A 14480-nucleotide genomic window follows, 5' to 3' on the forward strand; every position below is an offset into this window, starting at 1 on the left:
CCAAGCCCGGCGAGATGCTCGCCGAGTGCGGCCTGGACGCCGCCGGCATCGAAGCCGCCGTCACCCGCCGCCTGGCCCAGCTGGGCTGAGCCCCGCCGCCCCCCGTGCGCGACCGCCGTCGCGCCGGGGGCGTACCAGCAGGCGCCGCCACACCCTGCCCGCTTTCTTCATCTCCACGCATCCCCCTTCGTCCTGCGGCGGCCGCCCCGAGGCTGCGTTTCACCGGCAAGCTGGTATCATCCACCGCCTTTCCCCCACGGGGTCGACTCGATGGAAAGGGCCCGTCCGCTCGCCGGCCGTCTCCATCGGGCACAGCGGCCCCTGCACGCCACGAGATTCCCATGAGCCGTCCGCATTTCGACCCTTCCCGATACGACGCCCAACTGGCCGAGAAGAAGACCCGCCTGGCCGCGCTGCTGGCCCCCTTCGCCGCGCCCGAGCCGGAGGTCTTCGATTCGCCCCGCGAGCACTACCGCCTGCGTGCCGAGTTCCGCCTGTGGCGCGAGGGCGAGGAGCGCCACTACGCGATGTTCGAGCCGGGCGACAAATCGCGGCCGATCCTGCTGGACGACTTCCCCGTCGCCAGCGAGCACATCAACCGGCTGATGCCGCAGCTCAAGGCCGGCTGGCAGGCCAGCCAGGCACTCGGCTTCAAGCTGTTCCAGGTCGAGTTCCTCACCACCCTGGCCGGCGATGCGCTGATCACCCTCGCCTACCACCGTCCGCTGGACGAGGCCTGGCAGGTCGCCGCCGAGCAGCTGGCAGCCGAGCTGGGCGTGAGCATCGTCGGCCGCTCGCGGGGCCAGCGCCTGGTGATCGGTCGCGACTACGTGGAAGAAGAGTTGACGGTGGCCGGCCGGCGCTTCCGCTACCGCCAGCCGGAAGGCGCCTTCACCCAGCCCAACGGCGCGGTCTGCGAGAAGATGCTGAACTGGGCCTTCGAGGCGCTCGGTCCGCGCGAGGACGATCTGCTCGAGCTGTACTGCGGCAACGGCAACTTCACCCTGCCGCTGGCGACGCGGGTGCGCCGGGTGCTGGCCACCGAGATCAGCAAGACGTCGGTGAGCGCCGCGCTGGCCAATCTGGCCGACAACGGCGTGGACAACGTGGCCCTGGTGCGCCTCTCCTCCGAGGAGCTGACCCAGGCGCTGAACGAGGTGCGGCCGTTCCGCCGCCTGGCCGGCATCGACCTGAAGGGCTACGACTTCGGCAGCGTCTTCGTCGACCCGCCGCGGGCCGGCATGGACCCGGACACCTGCGAGCTGACCCGGCGCTTTTCGCGCATCCTCTACATCTCCTGCAACCCGGAGACCCTGGCGGCCAACATCGCCCAGCTCGGCGACACCCACCGGATCAGCCGCTGCGCCCTGTTCGACCAGTTCCCCTATACCCACCACATGGAGGCGGGGGTGCTGCTGGAGCGCCGCTGACCGCTCAGCGCAGCCCGGCCGTCAGGCCCCGCGGCTCCGGCCGGCCGAGCGGGACGAGCTGATCGAGGTCGCCGTCGTCGCCGATCCGCTCGGTCAGCAGCGGCGGTTCGGCCAGCTCGCGGCGCAGCCGGTACAGGGCGAGCGCGGCCAGCCCGGCGCTCACCAGCTTGTAGAGCAGCGAGGAAAGATCCAGGTCGCGCAGGATGCCGCCGTCCAGCCACAGCGCCCCCAGCCGTGCCAGGACCAGGGACGACTGCAGCAGGATCAGGAGCACCAGGGCGTCGCCCAGCCGCTCCAGGCGCCGCATCGACCACAGGAGGAACAGCGCCAGCCCCAGCTGCAGCCCGCCGTAATAGACCCGGGTGTTGCTCACCGAGCCGGTCTCCATCAGCAGCATGCCGTTCAGGTTGGCCATCTCGTAGGGATTCAGCCAGTAGGCCAGCCCCAGGCCCGCCAGGACCAGAACCTGGACGAGCAGGACGATTCGGGCGAAAAGCATTCGATTCCCTCCATGAAATCGCGGGGCCGGTGCCCCGCACTCCGCACCAGCACTTCGCCATGGCTGGACTGCAACAAAAGACCCGCCACGGCGCCGTTCGTTCGCCCGGCGGCACTGCGGCGACCGGACATCCATGCACACATCTTCGCCCTTGGGCCCTGCCCGCACCGGGGTTATCCTGCCGGCCTGTTCCCGTGAGGAGTTGTCCCATGCGCCGCTTCGCCCTGCTCGCCACCCTGCTGTTCGCCGCCGGCGCCCAGGCCGCCGAGCCCATCGCCATCGACGTCCACCGCGACCCGAACTGCGGCTGCTGCAAGGCCTGGATCAAGCACCTGGAGGCCAACGGCTTCGCTGTCACCGACCACGTCGAGAGCGACATGGCTGCGGTCAAGAGCCGCCAGGGCGTGCCCTATAGCCTCGGCTCCTGCCACACCGCGGTGATCGACGGCAAGTTCGTCGAGGGCCACGTACCGGCCGCCGACATCCTCAAGCTGCGCCAGCAGCCGGACCTGATCGGCGCCGCGGCGCCCGGCATGCCGGTCGGCTCGCCGGGCATGGAGATGGGCGAACACCATGATGCCTACCAGGTGATCGGCGTCGCCCGCGACGGCAGCCAGCGCGTGCTCGCCGACTACCCGGCGCACTGATAGCGGCCCCGCGCCCGGGGCCTACACTGAAAGGGATTCCCCCGACCGGCGAGGAGCCGCCCATGCTCTGGAAACGGGCAAGACGCAGCGACAACGTGGTGGATGCCCGTGGCGGCGGCCTGCGCTTCGGCGGCAAGGGGCTGACCCTGGGCGGCATCGCCGCGGTGGTGCTGGTCGGTCTGCTGACCGGCCAGGATCCGCTGCAGATCCTCGGCCAGTTGATGAACCAGAGCGGCAGCACGGTCAGCCCGCCATCGACACAGGAAGCCGGCGCGCCGCCGGCCGGCGATCCGCAGGTCGATTTCGCCCGAGCCGTACTGGGCGACACCGAGGACACCTGGCGAGCGCTGTTCCAGCAGGCCGGCCGCCAGTATCAGGATCCGACCCTGGTGCTGTTCAGCGGCGGCATCGGCTCCGCCTGCGGTTTCGCCAGTTCGGCCAGCGGCCCCTTCTACTGCCCCGGCGACCGCCAGGTCTACCTGGACCTGGATTTCTTCCGCGAGATGGCCCGGCGTTTCTCCGCCGCCGGCGACTTCGCCCAGGCCTACGTGATCGCCCACGAAGTCGGGCACCACGTGCAGACCCTGCTCGGCGTCTCCGCCAAGGTGGATGAGGCCCGCCGCCGCGGCGCGCCGATGGAAGGCGCCGGCGGCCTCTCCGTGCGGTTGGAACTGCAGGCCGATTGCCTGGCCGGGGTCTGGGCCCATCACGCCCAGCGGCGGCTGGACTGGCTGGAGCCGGGCGATCTGGAGGAGGCGCTGAACGCCGCCAACGCCATCGGCGACGACCGCCTGCAGCGGCAGACCCGCGGCCAGGTGGTGCCCGACTCCTTCACCCACGGCACCTCGGCGCAGCGCGTGCACTGGTTCAAGGCCGGCTTCGAGGGCGGCGACCCGAACCGCTGCGACACTTTCCAGGCACGGGCCCTGTAACGGCCCGCCGCGTCACAGCTGCGCCAGCAGCTCGAAACAGTCCCGCACGTACCGGTCGCTCAGCTCCGGCCAGGGATTGGTCGGCTGGTTGACCAGTACCCCGTAGGCGCCGGCAGCGCGGGCGCACTCCAGATCGTGGTGGTGGTCGCCGACCATCACCAAGTGCGCGGGCGCCACGTCCCAGGCCGCAGCCAGATGCAGCAGGCCGCCGGGATCGGGCTTGGGCGGCGCCTCGTCGCGGCCGAGGACGTCGTCGGAGAGGAAGCAGTCGTCGAGACCGATCCGCTGCAGGGTGATCAGCGCCAGCTCGTGGGCGTTGCGGGTCAGCAGGCCCAGACGGCAGCCGCGCTCGCACAGCGCACGCACCAGCTCCGCGGCGCCGCCGGCCGGCTGCGCGGCTTCGGCCAAGGCGCGTTCGTGCTCGAGCAGCCAGGCCCGCTTCGGCGCCGCCCGCTCGGCCGGCAGGGCGGCCAGATGGACGAGAATGTCGTCCTGCGGCGGGATCTCCAGGGCGCGGCGGATGGCGGCGAAATCGTGCACGGCGACGGTCAGGGTGCCATCCATGTCGAACACCCAGTGGCGTGCCTCGGACAGCCTCACATCCAGTCCTTGCGCATGCGGATCAGACCTTCCTGGGCCATGGAGGCGACCAGCCGGCCGCTGCGGTCGAACACGCAGCCGCGGGCGAAGCCGCGGGCGTTGCCGGCCCAGGGACTGTCCATGGCGTACAGCAGCCACTCGTCCATGCGCAGGTCGTCGCAATGGAACCACAGCGAATGGTCGAGGCTGGCGACCTGCATGAACTTCTGGAACAGGGAAACCCCGTGCGGGCGCAGCGAGGTGCTCAGCAGGGTGTAATCGGAGGCGTAGGCGAGCAGGTACTTGTGCAGCTGCGGCTCGTCCGGCAGCTTGCCGTCGGTGCGGAACCACACGTACTGGACCGGCTCGCCGGGTTGCGGGGCGAACGGATTGACGTGGGTCACCGGGCGCACGTCGATGGCCTTGCGGACGGTCCACTCGCGCAGGCGCTCGGGGAGCTGGTCGGCGATGGGCAGGATCAGCTCGGCCTCGGACGGCAGGTCCTCGGGCGCGGGCACCTCGGGCATGCTCGGGCGCTGGTGGTGGAGGCCCTCCTCGCTGGTCTGGAAGGAGGTCGAGCAGATGAAGATCGGCCGCCCCTTCTGGATCGCCGTGACCCGGCGGGTGCTGAAGCTGGTGCCGTCGCGCAGCCGCTCGACCTGGTAGACCACCGGCAAGCCGGCATCGCCCGGGCGCAGGAAGTTACCGTGCAGCGAATGCACGTGGCGGTCGGCCTCGACCGTCTGGCTGGCGGCCGACACCGCCTGGCCGAGCACCTGGCCGCCGTACAGCTGGCGCAGGCCGAGATCTTCGCTGCGACCGCGGAACAGGTTTTCCTCGATGGCTTCGAGGCTCAACAACGAGACCAGATTGTCCAGAATCTCTGTCATGGGGCGTCCTTACAGGCAAGATAGGCCGGCCGGAAAGGCGGCAGGCGCTCGTTATCGTGATCGGGCCAGCGAGGAATATAAAGGTCTCTCCGGCGGCTGTCGGTCAGACTACCAATTCGTATGCCACCAGAGGAAACGAAGACGAGCCGAAGCACGGCTCCGTCGCGAAGCCGTTCCGGCCATGGCGCCGCCGACCGGCGCGGGCGGACGCCGGCAGCGCCCGCCCGCTGCTGCGGCCTAGTACTTGAACACCGTCCGCCAGACCAGCTCGGGCCAGAAGCGGGCCAGACGCTGGCGGACCTCGGCGCGCACGACGTCGGTGAAGCGCGGGGTCGGGATGCTCGGGCCGGGCAGACGCTGGCCCTGCAGCTCGCGGACCGCCAGATGGCGGACGCCCAGCGTGCGCAGGCGCTCGGCCACCGTCTCCAGCACGTCCAAGCTGAGCAGCTGCGGGTGCCAGTTCAGTCGCACCTCGTGCTCCACGCCGCTGTCGATCAGATCGCCGAGGCTGCGCCAGTGCACCCAGCCGCCCTCCGGCGAGCCGGCCCGGCGTGCCTGCGGCGGGGCGCTGCGCACCTCGAAGCCGACCCAGTCCACCCCATGCAGGGCCTGGCGGAAGCGCTCGTGATGGACGCCGCTGCTGTGCAGGCCCACCTTGAAGCCCAGCTCGCGCACCCGCTGCATGGCGCCGTACAGGTCGCGCTGCTGGGTCGGCTCGTCGCCGCCGAAAATCACCGCATCGAGCCGCCCCCGCCGGCGCACCAGGAAGGCCTCGATCTCGCTCCAGCACAGCTCGCCGGGGCAGGCGACGCGCAGGGGCTCGGCGAGCTGACCGCGGCCGTCGCACCAGAGGCAGCCCTGGCAGTACAGCACGCAGGCACGCTGCTGGGGGTAGTCTTCGAGAGTCAGTGGAAGCAATCTGCTGACACCCAGTTCGGGCTTTTGCAGACTCGGTGCCAATGTCGGATTGTTCATCCGCTTGTCCTCGATCACCTGCTCCCTCAGGCATTACCTGTGCCGCCGGTCGCGCCGCAAGCAGCGCCGAGGCCGGCCCGGCAACAGTTCAAGGGAAAGGCTGGCGAACGCACGCACGGCCACCAGCCACGGATCGCGGTCCCGGAATCGGACCGTCGGCGAAGGAAAAGCATAGCTGCTGTATGGGAACTGCCCCTGGCCGTTCGGCTGGCTACCAGTAGTTCTCCACCGCCACCTGCCCCGGCCGGCGGGTCAGGCTGAGCTGCAGGCCGCGGGCCTTGAGCAGGGCGCGGCAGTCCTCGATCATCTGCGGGTTGCCGCAGAGCATCAGCCGCGAGTGTTCGGGCTCGAGCGCCAGACCGGCGGCGCGCTCCAGCTCGCCGCTTTCGATCAGCGCGGTGATGCGCCCGTGCAGGGCCCCCGGCAGCCGCTCGCGGGTCAGCACCGGCAGGTAGACCAGCTTGTCGCCGGCCCCTTCCAGATAGTCGCGCCCGGGCAGCTCGCGGATCAGATCCTGATAGGCCAGTTCGCCCGCCGTGCGCGCGCTGTAGACCAGCACGATGCGCGTAAAGCGCTGCCAGACCTCCAGGTCCTGGAGAATCGACAGGAACGGCGCCACTCCGGTGCCGGTGGCCAGCAGCCAGAGGTCGCGGCCGTCGGCGAAACGGTCGAGGGTCAGGAAGCCGTAGGCCTGGCGCTCCACGTAGAGCGGGTCGCCCGGCCGCAGGCGGGCCAGCTCGCTGGTGAACTCGCCGTCGGGGACCACGATGGAGAAGAATTCCAGATGCTCGTCGTGGGGCGCCGAAACCATCGAATAGGCGCGCCAGACGATGCCGCCGTCGGCCTTCGGCACGCCCAGCCGAGCGAACTGGCCGGCGCGGAAGCGAAAGCCCGGTGCGCGCGAACAGCGCAGGCTGAACAGGCTCGGCGACCAGGGCCGCACCTCGAGTAGCGTTTCCCGGGTGAACTTGTCGTCGCTGGCGGTCATACTGCGCTCCATTTTTCCGGACTCGTGTGGGCGGACTCGTTCGCCCTGCGGGCTCCGCGAATTCGCCTCTACAGCCTACCCCGATAACCACGCCGACAAACACCGTCAGTTTCCATGCCTATTCTCCAGACCCCGTTCGCCCGCCTCGACCTGCTCCGCCAGCCGCCCCAGCGCGACGACCCGCTGCAGGCCTTCGACGCCGCCGACGAATACCTGCTCAACCATCTGCATGGACTGGGCCTGGCCGCCTCGAGCCGGGTGCTGCTGCTCAACGACGCCTTCGGCGCCCTGGCCTGTTCGCTGGCGCCCCATGCCCGGGTGGTCAGCAGCGGCGACTCGCACCTGGGCTATCTGGCCCTGCAGGACAACCTCCGGCGCAACGGCCTGGCCGGGGACGCGGTCGCCTTCGTGCCGGCCAGCGAGGTTGCCGAAGGGCCGTTCGACTGGGTGCTGATCCGCGTGCCCAAGACCCTGGCGCTGCTGGAGGAACAGCTGATCCGTCTGCACGGCCGGCTGGCCCCCGACGCCCGGGTGATCGCCGCGGCCATGGTCAAGCATCTGCCGCGCGCCGCCGGCGACCTGCTGGAGCGCTACGTCGGCCCGGTGCAGGCCTCGCTGGCGGTGAAGAAGGCCCGCCTGCTCACCGCCGCGCCCGCGGAGCGGCCGGCCCCGGTCTCGCCCTACCCGACCCGCTACCGCCTGGACGCGCCGCCCGTCGAACTGGTCAACCACGCCAACCTGTTCTGCCGCGAAGGGCTGGACATCGGCACCCGCGCCTTCCTCCCGCACCTGCCGGGCGGCCTCGGCGCGGCGCGGGTGGCCGACCTGGGCTGCGGCAACGGCGTGCTCGGCATCGCCTGCGCTCTGGCCAACCCCGAAGCGCAGCTGACCCTGGTGGACGAGTCCTACATGGCGGTGCAGTCGGCCCGGGAGAACTGGCGGGCGGCGCTGGGCGAACGCCCGGCGGAGATCCGCGCCGCCGACGGGCTGATCGGCCAGGCGGCGGAATCGCTGGATCTGGTGCTGTGCAACCCGCCGTTCCACCAGCAGCAGGTGGTCGGCGACTTCCTCGCCTGGCGCATGTTCCAGCAGGCCCGGGCGGCGCTGGTGGCAGGCGGCCAGCTGTGGATCGTCGGCAACCGCCACCTGGGCTACCACGCCAAGCTCAAGCGCCTGTTCCGCGGCGTCGAGCAGGTCGCGGCGACGCCGAAGTTCGTGATTCTCAAGGCGATCAAATAGTCCGGCGGCCCGCAGCGCGCCCGGCTTCAGGGCGCGCTCAGCCCCGCCGCCCGCATGAACTGGCGCAGCAGCCAGGCCACCGCCGCCAGGGTCAGCACGCTTGCCGACCAGATCAACACCAGCCAGCCGAGGCGCTGCAGCAGCGGCCTCTTAGCCGCCGGAACATCCGCGCGCCGGGTCAATGGTAGCCCTCCCCGGGCCTGACCTTGCCGCGGAACACGTAGTAGCTCCAGGCGGTGTACATGAGGATGAAGGGCACGATGAGCAGCGCGCCGACCAGCGCGAACCCCTGGCTCTGCGGCGGCGCCGCGGCGTCCCAGATCGAGATCCCCGGCGGGATGATGTGCGGCCACAGGCTGATCCCGAGGCCGCTGTAGCCGAGGAAGATCAGCGCCAGGGTGTAGAGGAACGGCGCGTAGTGGGCGTTGCGCTTCACCGCGCGCAGCAGGGCGAAGGTGCAGACCAGCACCAGCAGCGGCACCGGCAGAAACCAGAACAGGTTGGGCAGGCTGAACCAGCGCCGGGCGATGTCGGCATGGCTCAGCGGGGTCCACAGGCTGACCACGCCGGTCACCACCAGCAGGGCCAGCACCAGCGGCATGGCCAGGTCGTGCATGCGTTGCTGCAGCGGGCCGTCGGTCTTCATGATCAGCCAGGTGCAGCCGAGCAGGGAGTAGGCGACCACCAGGCCCAGGCCGCAGAACAGCGGGAACGGCGCCAGCCAGTCGAAGGCGCCGCCGGCGTAGGCACGGTTGACCACCGGCAGGCCATCGATGAAGGCGCCGAGAACCACGCCCTGGAAGAAGGTCGCCACCAGCGAGCCGACGATGAAGGACAGGTCCCACCAGTGCTGGTGATGGATGGCCTTGAAGCGGAACTCGAAGGCCACGCCGCGCAGGATCAGGCCGAAGAGCATGAAGATGATCGGCAGGTAGAGCGCCGAGAGCACCACCGAATAGGCCAGCGGGAAGGCCGCCAGCAACCCGGCGCCGCCCAGCACCAGCCAGGTCTCGTTGCCATCCCAGACCGGCGCCACGCTGTTCATCATCACGTCCCGCTCGCTCTGGCTCCGTCCGAACGGGAAGAGGATGCCGATGCCCAGGTCGAAGCCGTCCATCACCACGTACATCATCACGCCGAAGATGATGATGATGGCCCACATCATCGAGAGTTCGATGCCCATGCTTCAGGTCCTCCCGCCCAGTAGGTCGCGGCTCCCCTCCGGCATGCCCTCGTCGGCAGCGGACAGGGGCCGGGCCGGCGTGCGCGTCTGGCCGGGGCCGCCGGCGCTGGCCTCCCGGCCCTCCTCGGTCACCGGCCCCTTGCGGATCAGCCGCAGCAGATAGCCGATGCCGGTGCCGAAGATGACGACGTAGACCAGCACGAACAGCGCCAGGGTCAAGCTCAGCTGGCCGGGGCCGTGGGCCGAGACGGCGTCCGCGGTGCGCAGCAGGCCGTAGACCACCCAGGGCTGACGGCCGACCTCGGTGGTGAACCAGCCGGCGAGGATGGCGAGCAGCCCGGAAGCCCCCATCCACAGCACCAGGCGCAGGAACGGCCGCGACTGGTAGAGGCGGCCGCGGACGCGCAGCCACAGGGCCCAGAGGCCGACGAAGATCATCAGCAAGCCCAGCCCGACCATCAGGCGGAAGCTCCAGAAGATCACGGTGGAATTGGGCCGGTCCCGCGCCGGGAACTCCTTCAGCGCCGGCACCTGCTCGCTCAGGCTGTGCCGCAGGATCAGGCTGCCGAGGACGGGCACCTCGACCTTGAAGCGGGTCTCCTCGCGCCGCATGTCGGGCCAGCCGAACAGGATCAGCGGGGTCGGCTCGCCGGGCACGTTGTCCCAGTGCCCCTCCATCGCGGCGATCTTCACCGGCTGGTGCTCGAGGGTGTTGAGACCGTGGAAGTCGCCGATCACCGCCTGCACCGGAGTGGCCAGCAGCGCCATCCACATGGTCATCGACAGCATCTTGCGCACCGCCGGGTTGTCCCGCCCGCGCAGCAGGTGCCAGGCCGCCGAGGCGCCGACCACGAAGGCGGTGGCGACGAAGGCGGCCATGGCCATGTGTGCCAGACGATAGGGGAACGAGGGATTGAAGATCACCTTCAGCCAGTCGACCGGGATCACCTGGCCGTTGACGATCTCATGGCCTTGCGGGGTCTGCATCCAGCTGTTGGAGGCGAGGATCCAGAAGGTCGAAACCAGGGTGCCGAGCGCAACCAGCACCGTGGAGAGGAAGTGCAACCCCGGCCCGACGCGGTTCCAGCCGAACAGCATGACGCCGAGAAAGCCCGCCTCGAGGAAGAACGCGGTGAGCACCTCGTAGGCCAGCAGGGGGCCGGTGACGCCGCCGGCGAAATCGGAGAAGACGCTCCAGTTGGTGCCGAACTGGTAGGCCATCACCAGCCCCGAGACCACGCCCATGCCGAAGTTCACGGCGAAGATCTTCGACCAGAAGTGATACAGGTCGCGGTAGACCTCCTCGCCGGTCTTCAGCCAGAGCCCCTCCAGCACGGCGAGGTAGCTGGCCAGGCCGATGGTGGTCGCCGGGAAGAGGATGTGGAAGGACACGGTGAAGGCGAACTGGATTCGCGCGAGATCTAGAGCCTCCAATCCGAACATGGCGATTCCCCTCAGTAGAACGGACCCGCTGGGCGGCCGGCGCGGCGACACCGCGACAGGCATGGCTCTCTCAACTGTAGACGACGACTGGCAGAGCGCCCCCTCGATGCGGGGGGTGAAAGCGCCGCATTGCCGTGCGACGAGCTGCAGCACAGGCGCCGAGAGTCTGACGCTCGCGCCTTGCCAGCGTGACCGATCAAAAAACGATCAATCCTTGTGGAACCCCGGTTCCAGTGCCTGCGGAAGGCCCTTACCCAGGTTATCCACAAGCTATTCCACACTTCTCGGGGACAACCGCGCAGCCCCCCGGCTACCGTGAAAAATCCTGCCAAAACCTCTTGACGTCAGAAAAAACGCACCCTCCTGACGGGCTTGCAGGAGGCTGGAGGAAGTCCCGGAGGGGCTTTTCGGACCGACGAGGCCGTCCGTCCAGGAGAGTTATTACCAGACTTATCCACAGGCATTTGCACAAATGGAGGGCACTGGGCCGGTCAAATCCACCCCGGGACCGGGTGCTTGCCGGCATATTGCCGGATGCGCCGGCGCCGCCTCGTCCACCTCCCATCAGCCACGTCGGCAGGCATCGCTACGCGGCGTTTCTCTGGCGCCGGAAAACTCGCCTGTTGGCCCGCGCGGCGGCAGTCGTTACTCTGTGGACTGGTTCATTTGGCGGAGTCCATGATGCCCTTGCGTTCTATCTGTGTTTTCTGCGGCGCCAGCCCAGGCGTCAATCCGCTCTATCGGGAAACGGCCGAAGCGCTCGGCCGCCACATCGGCGAACGCGGTCTGCGCCTGGTCTACGGCGGCGGCGCGGTGGGGTTGATGGGCGTGGTCGCCGATGCCGCCATGGCTGCCGGCGGCGAGGTGATCGGCATCATCCCGCACAGCCTGGAGCGCTCCGAGATCGGCCACCGGGGCCTGACGCGCCTGGAGGTGGTGGACGGCATGCACGCGCGCAAGGCGCGCATGGCCGAGCTCAGCGACGCCTTCATCGCCCTGCCCGGCGGCCTCGGCACTCTGGAGGAGCTGTTCGAGGTCTGGACCTGGGGCCAGCTCGGCTATCACGCCAAGCCCCTGGGGCTGCTGGACGTCAACGGCTTCTACGACAAGCTCAGCCTGTTCCTCGATCACCTGGTCGACGAGGGCTTCGTGCGGGCACCGCACCGCGAGATGCTGCAACGCGGCGCCTCGCCGGCCGAGCTGCTGGCCAACCTGGAGAATTGGCAGCCGCTGGCACCGGCGAAATGGGCCGGCCGCCAGCCCGACTGACACGCCTTCGGCCTCCGCAGGAGCGAGTCCGCTCGCCCCTGCCGGCCACAGCTTCGCTCCGGCCCGGCACGCCTCAGCGCGGCGCCACCGGGCGTCGGGGCTTACCGCCCTTGCCGTCCGCTTTGCCGCCCTTGGCCCCCTTGCGCCGCGCCTCGGCGGCGGCCTTGGCCTGCTCGCGCTTGTCCCAGGGGTTGCCGTCGTGGCTGCGCGGCGGCAGGCCGATGTGCTGGGTCAGCATGGGCTTACCCGCGACAGCCTTGCCGACCTTCTTGCTGCCGGCCGGCGTGGAGTTCTTGCGCCGCGCGCTCTGATATTCCTCGGTGGCCGGCTGATAGGCAGGGATCAACTGGTGCTTGCCGTTGCCGATCAGGTCGGCACGGCCCATGTTCTTCAGCGCCTCGCGCAGCAGCGGCCAGTTCTTCGGGTCGTGGTAGCGCAGGAAGGCCTTGTGCAGGCGGCGCTGCTGCTCGCTCTTGACGATGGTCACGCCGTCGCTCTTGTAGGTCACCTTGCGCAGCGGGTTCATGCCCGAGTGGTACATGGCGGTCGCCGTGGCCATCGGCGAGGGATAGAAGGCCTGCACCTGGTCGGCACGGAAGCCGTTGCGCTTGAGCCACAGGGCGAGGTTCATCATGTCCTCGTCGCTGGTTCCCGGGTGGGCGGCGATGAAGTACGGAATCAGGTACTGCTCCTTGCCCGCCTCCTTCGAGTACTTGTCGAACATCCTCTTGAAGCGGTCGTAGGTGCCAATACCCGGCTTCATCATCTTGGATAGCGGGCCCTGCTCGGTGTGCTCGGGGGCGATCTTCAGGTAGCCGCCGACGTGGTGGGTGACCAGCTCCTTGACGTACTCCGGCGACTCCACGGCCAGGTCGTAGCGCAGGCCGGAGGCGATCAGGATCTTCTTCACCCCCGGCAGGTCGCGGGCCGAGCGGTAGAGTTGGATCAGCGCCGAGTGGTCGGTGTTGAGGTTGTCGCAGATGCCGGGATAGACGCAGGACGGCTTGCGGCAGGCGGCCTCGATCTCGCGGCTCTTACAGGCGATGCGATACATGTTGGCGGTCGGCCCGCCGAGGTCGGAAATCACCCCGGTGAAACCCGGCACCTTGTCGCGGATCTCCTCGATCTCGCGCAGGATCGACTCTTCCGAGCGGTTCTGGATGATCCGTCCTTCGTGCTCGGTGATCGAGCAGAAGGTACAGCCGCCGAAGCAGCCGCGCATGATGTTCACCGAGAAGCGGATCATCTCGTAGGCCGGGATCTTCTCCCCGCCGTAGGCCGGATGCGGCACGCGGGCATAGGGCAGGCCGAAGACGTAGTCCATCTCCTCGGTGGTCATCGGGATCGGCGGCGGATTGAGCCAGATGTCCAGGTTGTCGTGACGCTGGACCAGGGCTCGGGCGTTGCCCGGATTGGTCTCCAGGTGCAGCACGCGGTTGGCGTGGGCATAGAGCACCGGGTCGTTGCGCACCTTCTCGAAGGACGGCAGGCGGATCACCGTGCGCTCGCGCGTAAGCTTGGGATGAGGCAGCAGCTGCACCACCTTGGCCTCGTTCGGGTCCTCCACCTCACCGCGGTCGGCCGCCCCCTTGCCCTGCTCGATCGCACAGGCTTCCAGATCCTGGGTGTTCACGTAAGGGTTGATGATCTTGTCGATCTTGCCCGGCCGGTCGATGCGCGTGGAGTCGATCTCGAACCAGCCCTCCGGCGCGTCGCGGCGGACGAAGGCGGTGCCGCGGATGTCGGTGACGGTCTCGATCTTCTCGCCGGCGGCCAGGCGTTGGGCCACCTCGACCACGGCGCGCTCGGCGTTGCCGTAGAGCAGCAGGTCGGCGGTGGCGTCCATCAGGATCGAGCGGCGCACCTTGTCCTGCCAGTAGTCGTAGTGGGCGATGCGGCGCAGCGAGGCCTCGATGCCGCCGAGGATCACCGGCACGTGACTGTAGGCCTCCTTGCAGCGCTGGCTGTAAACCAGGCTGGCGCGGTCCGGGCGCTTGCCGGCGACGCCGCCGGGGGTGTAGGCGTCGTCGGAGCGGATCTTCCGGTCGGCGGTGTAGCGGTTGATCATCGAGTCCATGTTGCCGGCGGCCACGCCGAAGAACAGGTTCGGCTCGCCGAGCTTCATGAAGTCGTCCTTCGACCGCCAGTCCGGCTGGCTGATGATGCCGACGCGGAAGCCCTGGGCCTCCAGCACACGGCCGATGATCGCCATACCGAAGGACGGATGGTCCACGTAGGCGTCGCCGGTGACGATGATGATGTCGCAGGAATCCCAGCCGAGCCGATCCATCTCTTCCCGGCTCATCGGCAGGAAGGGTGCGGGCCCGAAACACTCGGCCCAGTACTTGGGATAGTCGAACAGCGGCTTGGCGGCGTGCATGGCGATGACCGGTCGGATGAAACGGG

At 69.1% G+C, this 14480-nt stretch carries 14 protein-coding genes; 5 read left to right on the forward strand and 9 right to left on the reverse strand.

The features are described from left to right. Window positions 1–341 precede the first annotated feature (341 nt). Entirely contained in the window at window positions 342–1430 is a 1089-nt protein-coding gene (gene trmA, locus ACFOJE_RS06185; RefSeq protein ID WP_377813415.1) for a tRNA (uridine(54)-C5)-methyltransferase TrmA, read from the forward strand. A 4-nt stretch (window positions 1431–1434) separates the two neighbouring features. On the opposite strand, the gene ACFOJE_RS06190 is transcribed toward trmA, so the two are convergent. Further along, window positions 1435–1929 carry a DUF4345 family protein gene (locus tag ACFOJE_RS06190; protein ID WP_377813416.1) on the reverse strand — a complete coding sequence of 165 codons (495 nt, stop codon included), beginning with the start codon at window positions 1927–1929 and terminating at the stop codon, window positions 1435–1437. A gap of 209 nt (window positions 1930–2138) precedes the next feature. On the opposite strand from ACFOJE_RS06190, the gene ACFOJE_RS06195 reads away from it, so the two are divergent. Further along, on the forward strand, window positions 2139–2576 hold the full coding sequence (locus tag ACFOJE_RS06195; protein WP_377813417.1) for a DUF411 domain-containing protein: 438 nt from the start codon (window positions 2139–2141) through the stop codon (window positions 2574–2576). A 62-nt stretch (window positions 2577–2638) separates the two neighbouring features. Continuing rightward, entirely contained in the window at window positions 2639–3508 is an 870-nt protein-coding gene (gene ypfJ, locus ACFOJE_RS06200; RefSeq protein ID WP_377813418.1) for a KPN_02809 family neutral zinc metallopeptidase, read from the forward strand. A 12-nt stretch (window positions 3509–3520) separates the two neighbouring features. On the opposite strand, the gene ACFOJE_RS06205 is transcribed toward ypfJ, so the two are convergent. The 4 genes from ACFOJE_RS06205 to ACFOJE_RS06220 form a co-directional block, all read right to left on the reverse strand. Beyond that, window positions 3521–4108 carry an HAD family hydrolase gene (locus ACFOJE_RS06205; RefSeq protein WP_377813419.1) on the reverse strand — a complete coding sequence of 196 codons (588 nt, stop codon included), beginning with the start codon at window positions 4106–4108 and terminating at the stop codon, window positions 3521–3523. After that, window positions 4105–4977 carry an acyl-CoA thioesterase II gene (tesB, locus tag ACFOJE_RS06210; protein ID WP_377813420.1) on the reverse strand — a complete coding sequence of 291 codons (873 nt, stop codon included), beginning with the start codon at window positions 4975–4977 and terminating at the stop codon, window positions 4105–4107. Before tesB ends, ACFOJE_RS06205 begins: the two co-directional genes overlap by 4 nt. Before the next feature lie 237 nt (window positions 4978–5214). Then, the gene (locus tag ACFOJE_RS06215) at window positions 5215–5952 is read right to left on the reverse strand and encodes an anaerobic ribonucleoside-triphosphate reductase activating protein (protein WP_377813421.1); all 738 of its coding nucleotides are present in this window, start codon (window positions 5950–5952) and stop codon (window positions 5215–5217) included. Window positions 5953–6163: 211 nt separating this feature from the next. Further along, on the reverse strand, window positions 6164–6940 hold the full coding sequence (locus ACFOJE_RS06220; protein WP_377813422.1) for a ferredoxin--NADP reductase: 777 nt from the start codon (window positions 6938–6940) through the stop codon (window positions 6164–6166). A 114-nt stretch (window positions 6941–7054) separates the two neighbouring features. Here ACFOJE_RS06220 and ACFOJE_RS06225 point away from each other — a divergent pair, with 114 nt between their 5' ends. Beyond that, window positions 7055–8179: a methyltransferase gene (locus ACFOJE_RS06225; protein WP_377813423.1), complete on the forward strand. Its 1125-nt coding sequence runs from the start codon at window positions 7055–7057 to the stop codon at window positions 8177–8179. A gap of 26 nt (window positions 8180–8205) precedes the next feature. On the opposite strand, the gene ACFOJE_RS06230 is transcribed toward ACFOJE_RS06225, so the two are convergent. Genes ACFOJE_RS06230 through ACFOJE_RS06240 form a run of 3 tightly spaced genes read right to left on the reverse strand, consistent with a single transcriptional unit; the run spans window position 8206 to window position 10805 of the window. Further along, a complete protein-coding gene (locus ACFOJE_RS06230) occupies window positions 8206–8361 on the reverse strand; it encodes a DUF2474 domain-containing protein (RefSeq protein ID WP_377813424.1) in 156 nt (51 codons plus the stop codon). Further along, window positions 8358–9362 carry a cytochrome d ubiquinol oxidase subunit II gene (gene cydB, locus ACFOJE_RS06235; RefSeq protein ID WP_377813425.1) on the reverse strand — a complete coding sequence of 335 codons (1005 nt, stop codon included), beginning with the start codon at window positions 9360–9362 and terminating at the stop codon, window positions 8358–8360. Before cydB ends, ACFOJE_RS06230 begins: the two co-directional genes overlap by 4 nt. A gap of 3 nt (window positions 9363–9365) precedes the next feature. Then, complete coding sequence (locus ACFOJE_RS06240; protein WP_377813426.1) at window positions 9366–10805, reverse strand: cytochrome ubiquinol oxidase subunit I; 1440 nt, start codon at window positions 10803–10805, stop codon at window positions 9366–9368. Between the two features lie 681 nt (window positions 10806–11486). Between ACFOJE_RS06240 and ACFOJE_RS06245 the strand changes: the two genes are divergently transcribed. Further along, the gene (locus ACFOJE_RS06245; RefSeq protein ID WP_377813427.1) at window positions 11487–12074 is read left to right on the forward strand and encodes an LOG family protein; all 588 of its coding nucleotides are present in this window, start codon (window positions 11487–11489) and stop codon (window positions 12072–12074) included. 73 nt (window positions 12075–12147) lie between these two features. On the opposite strand, the gene ACFOJE_RS06250 is transcribed toward ACFOJE_RS06245, so the two are convergent. Beyond that, window positions 12148–14454: a YgiQ family radical SAM protein gene (locus ACFOJE_RS06250; protein ID WP_377813428.1), complete on the reverse strand. Its 2307-nt coding sequence runs from the start codon at window positions 14452–14454 to the stop codon at window positions 12148–12150. Window positions 14455–14480: the final 26 nt, after the last annotated feature.

It is taken from the genome of Azotobacter bryophylli (assembly GCF_042643485.1).
In the GTDB taxonomy this organism is placed as follows: domain Bacteria; phylum Pseudomonadota; class Gammaproteobacteria; order Pseudomonadales; family Pseudomonadaceae; genus Azotobacter; species Azotobacter bryophylli.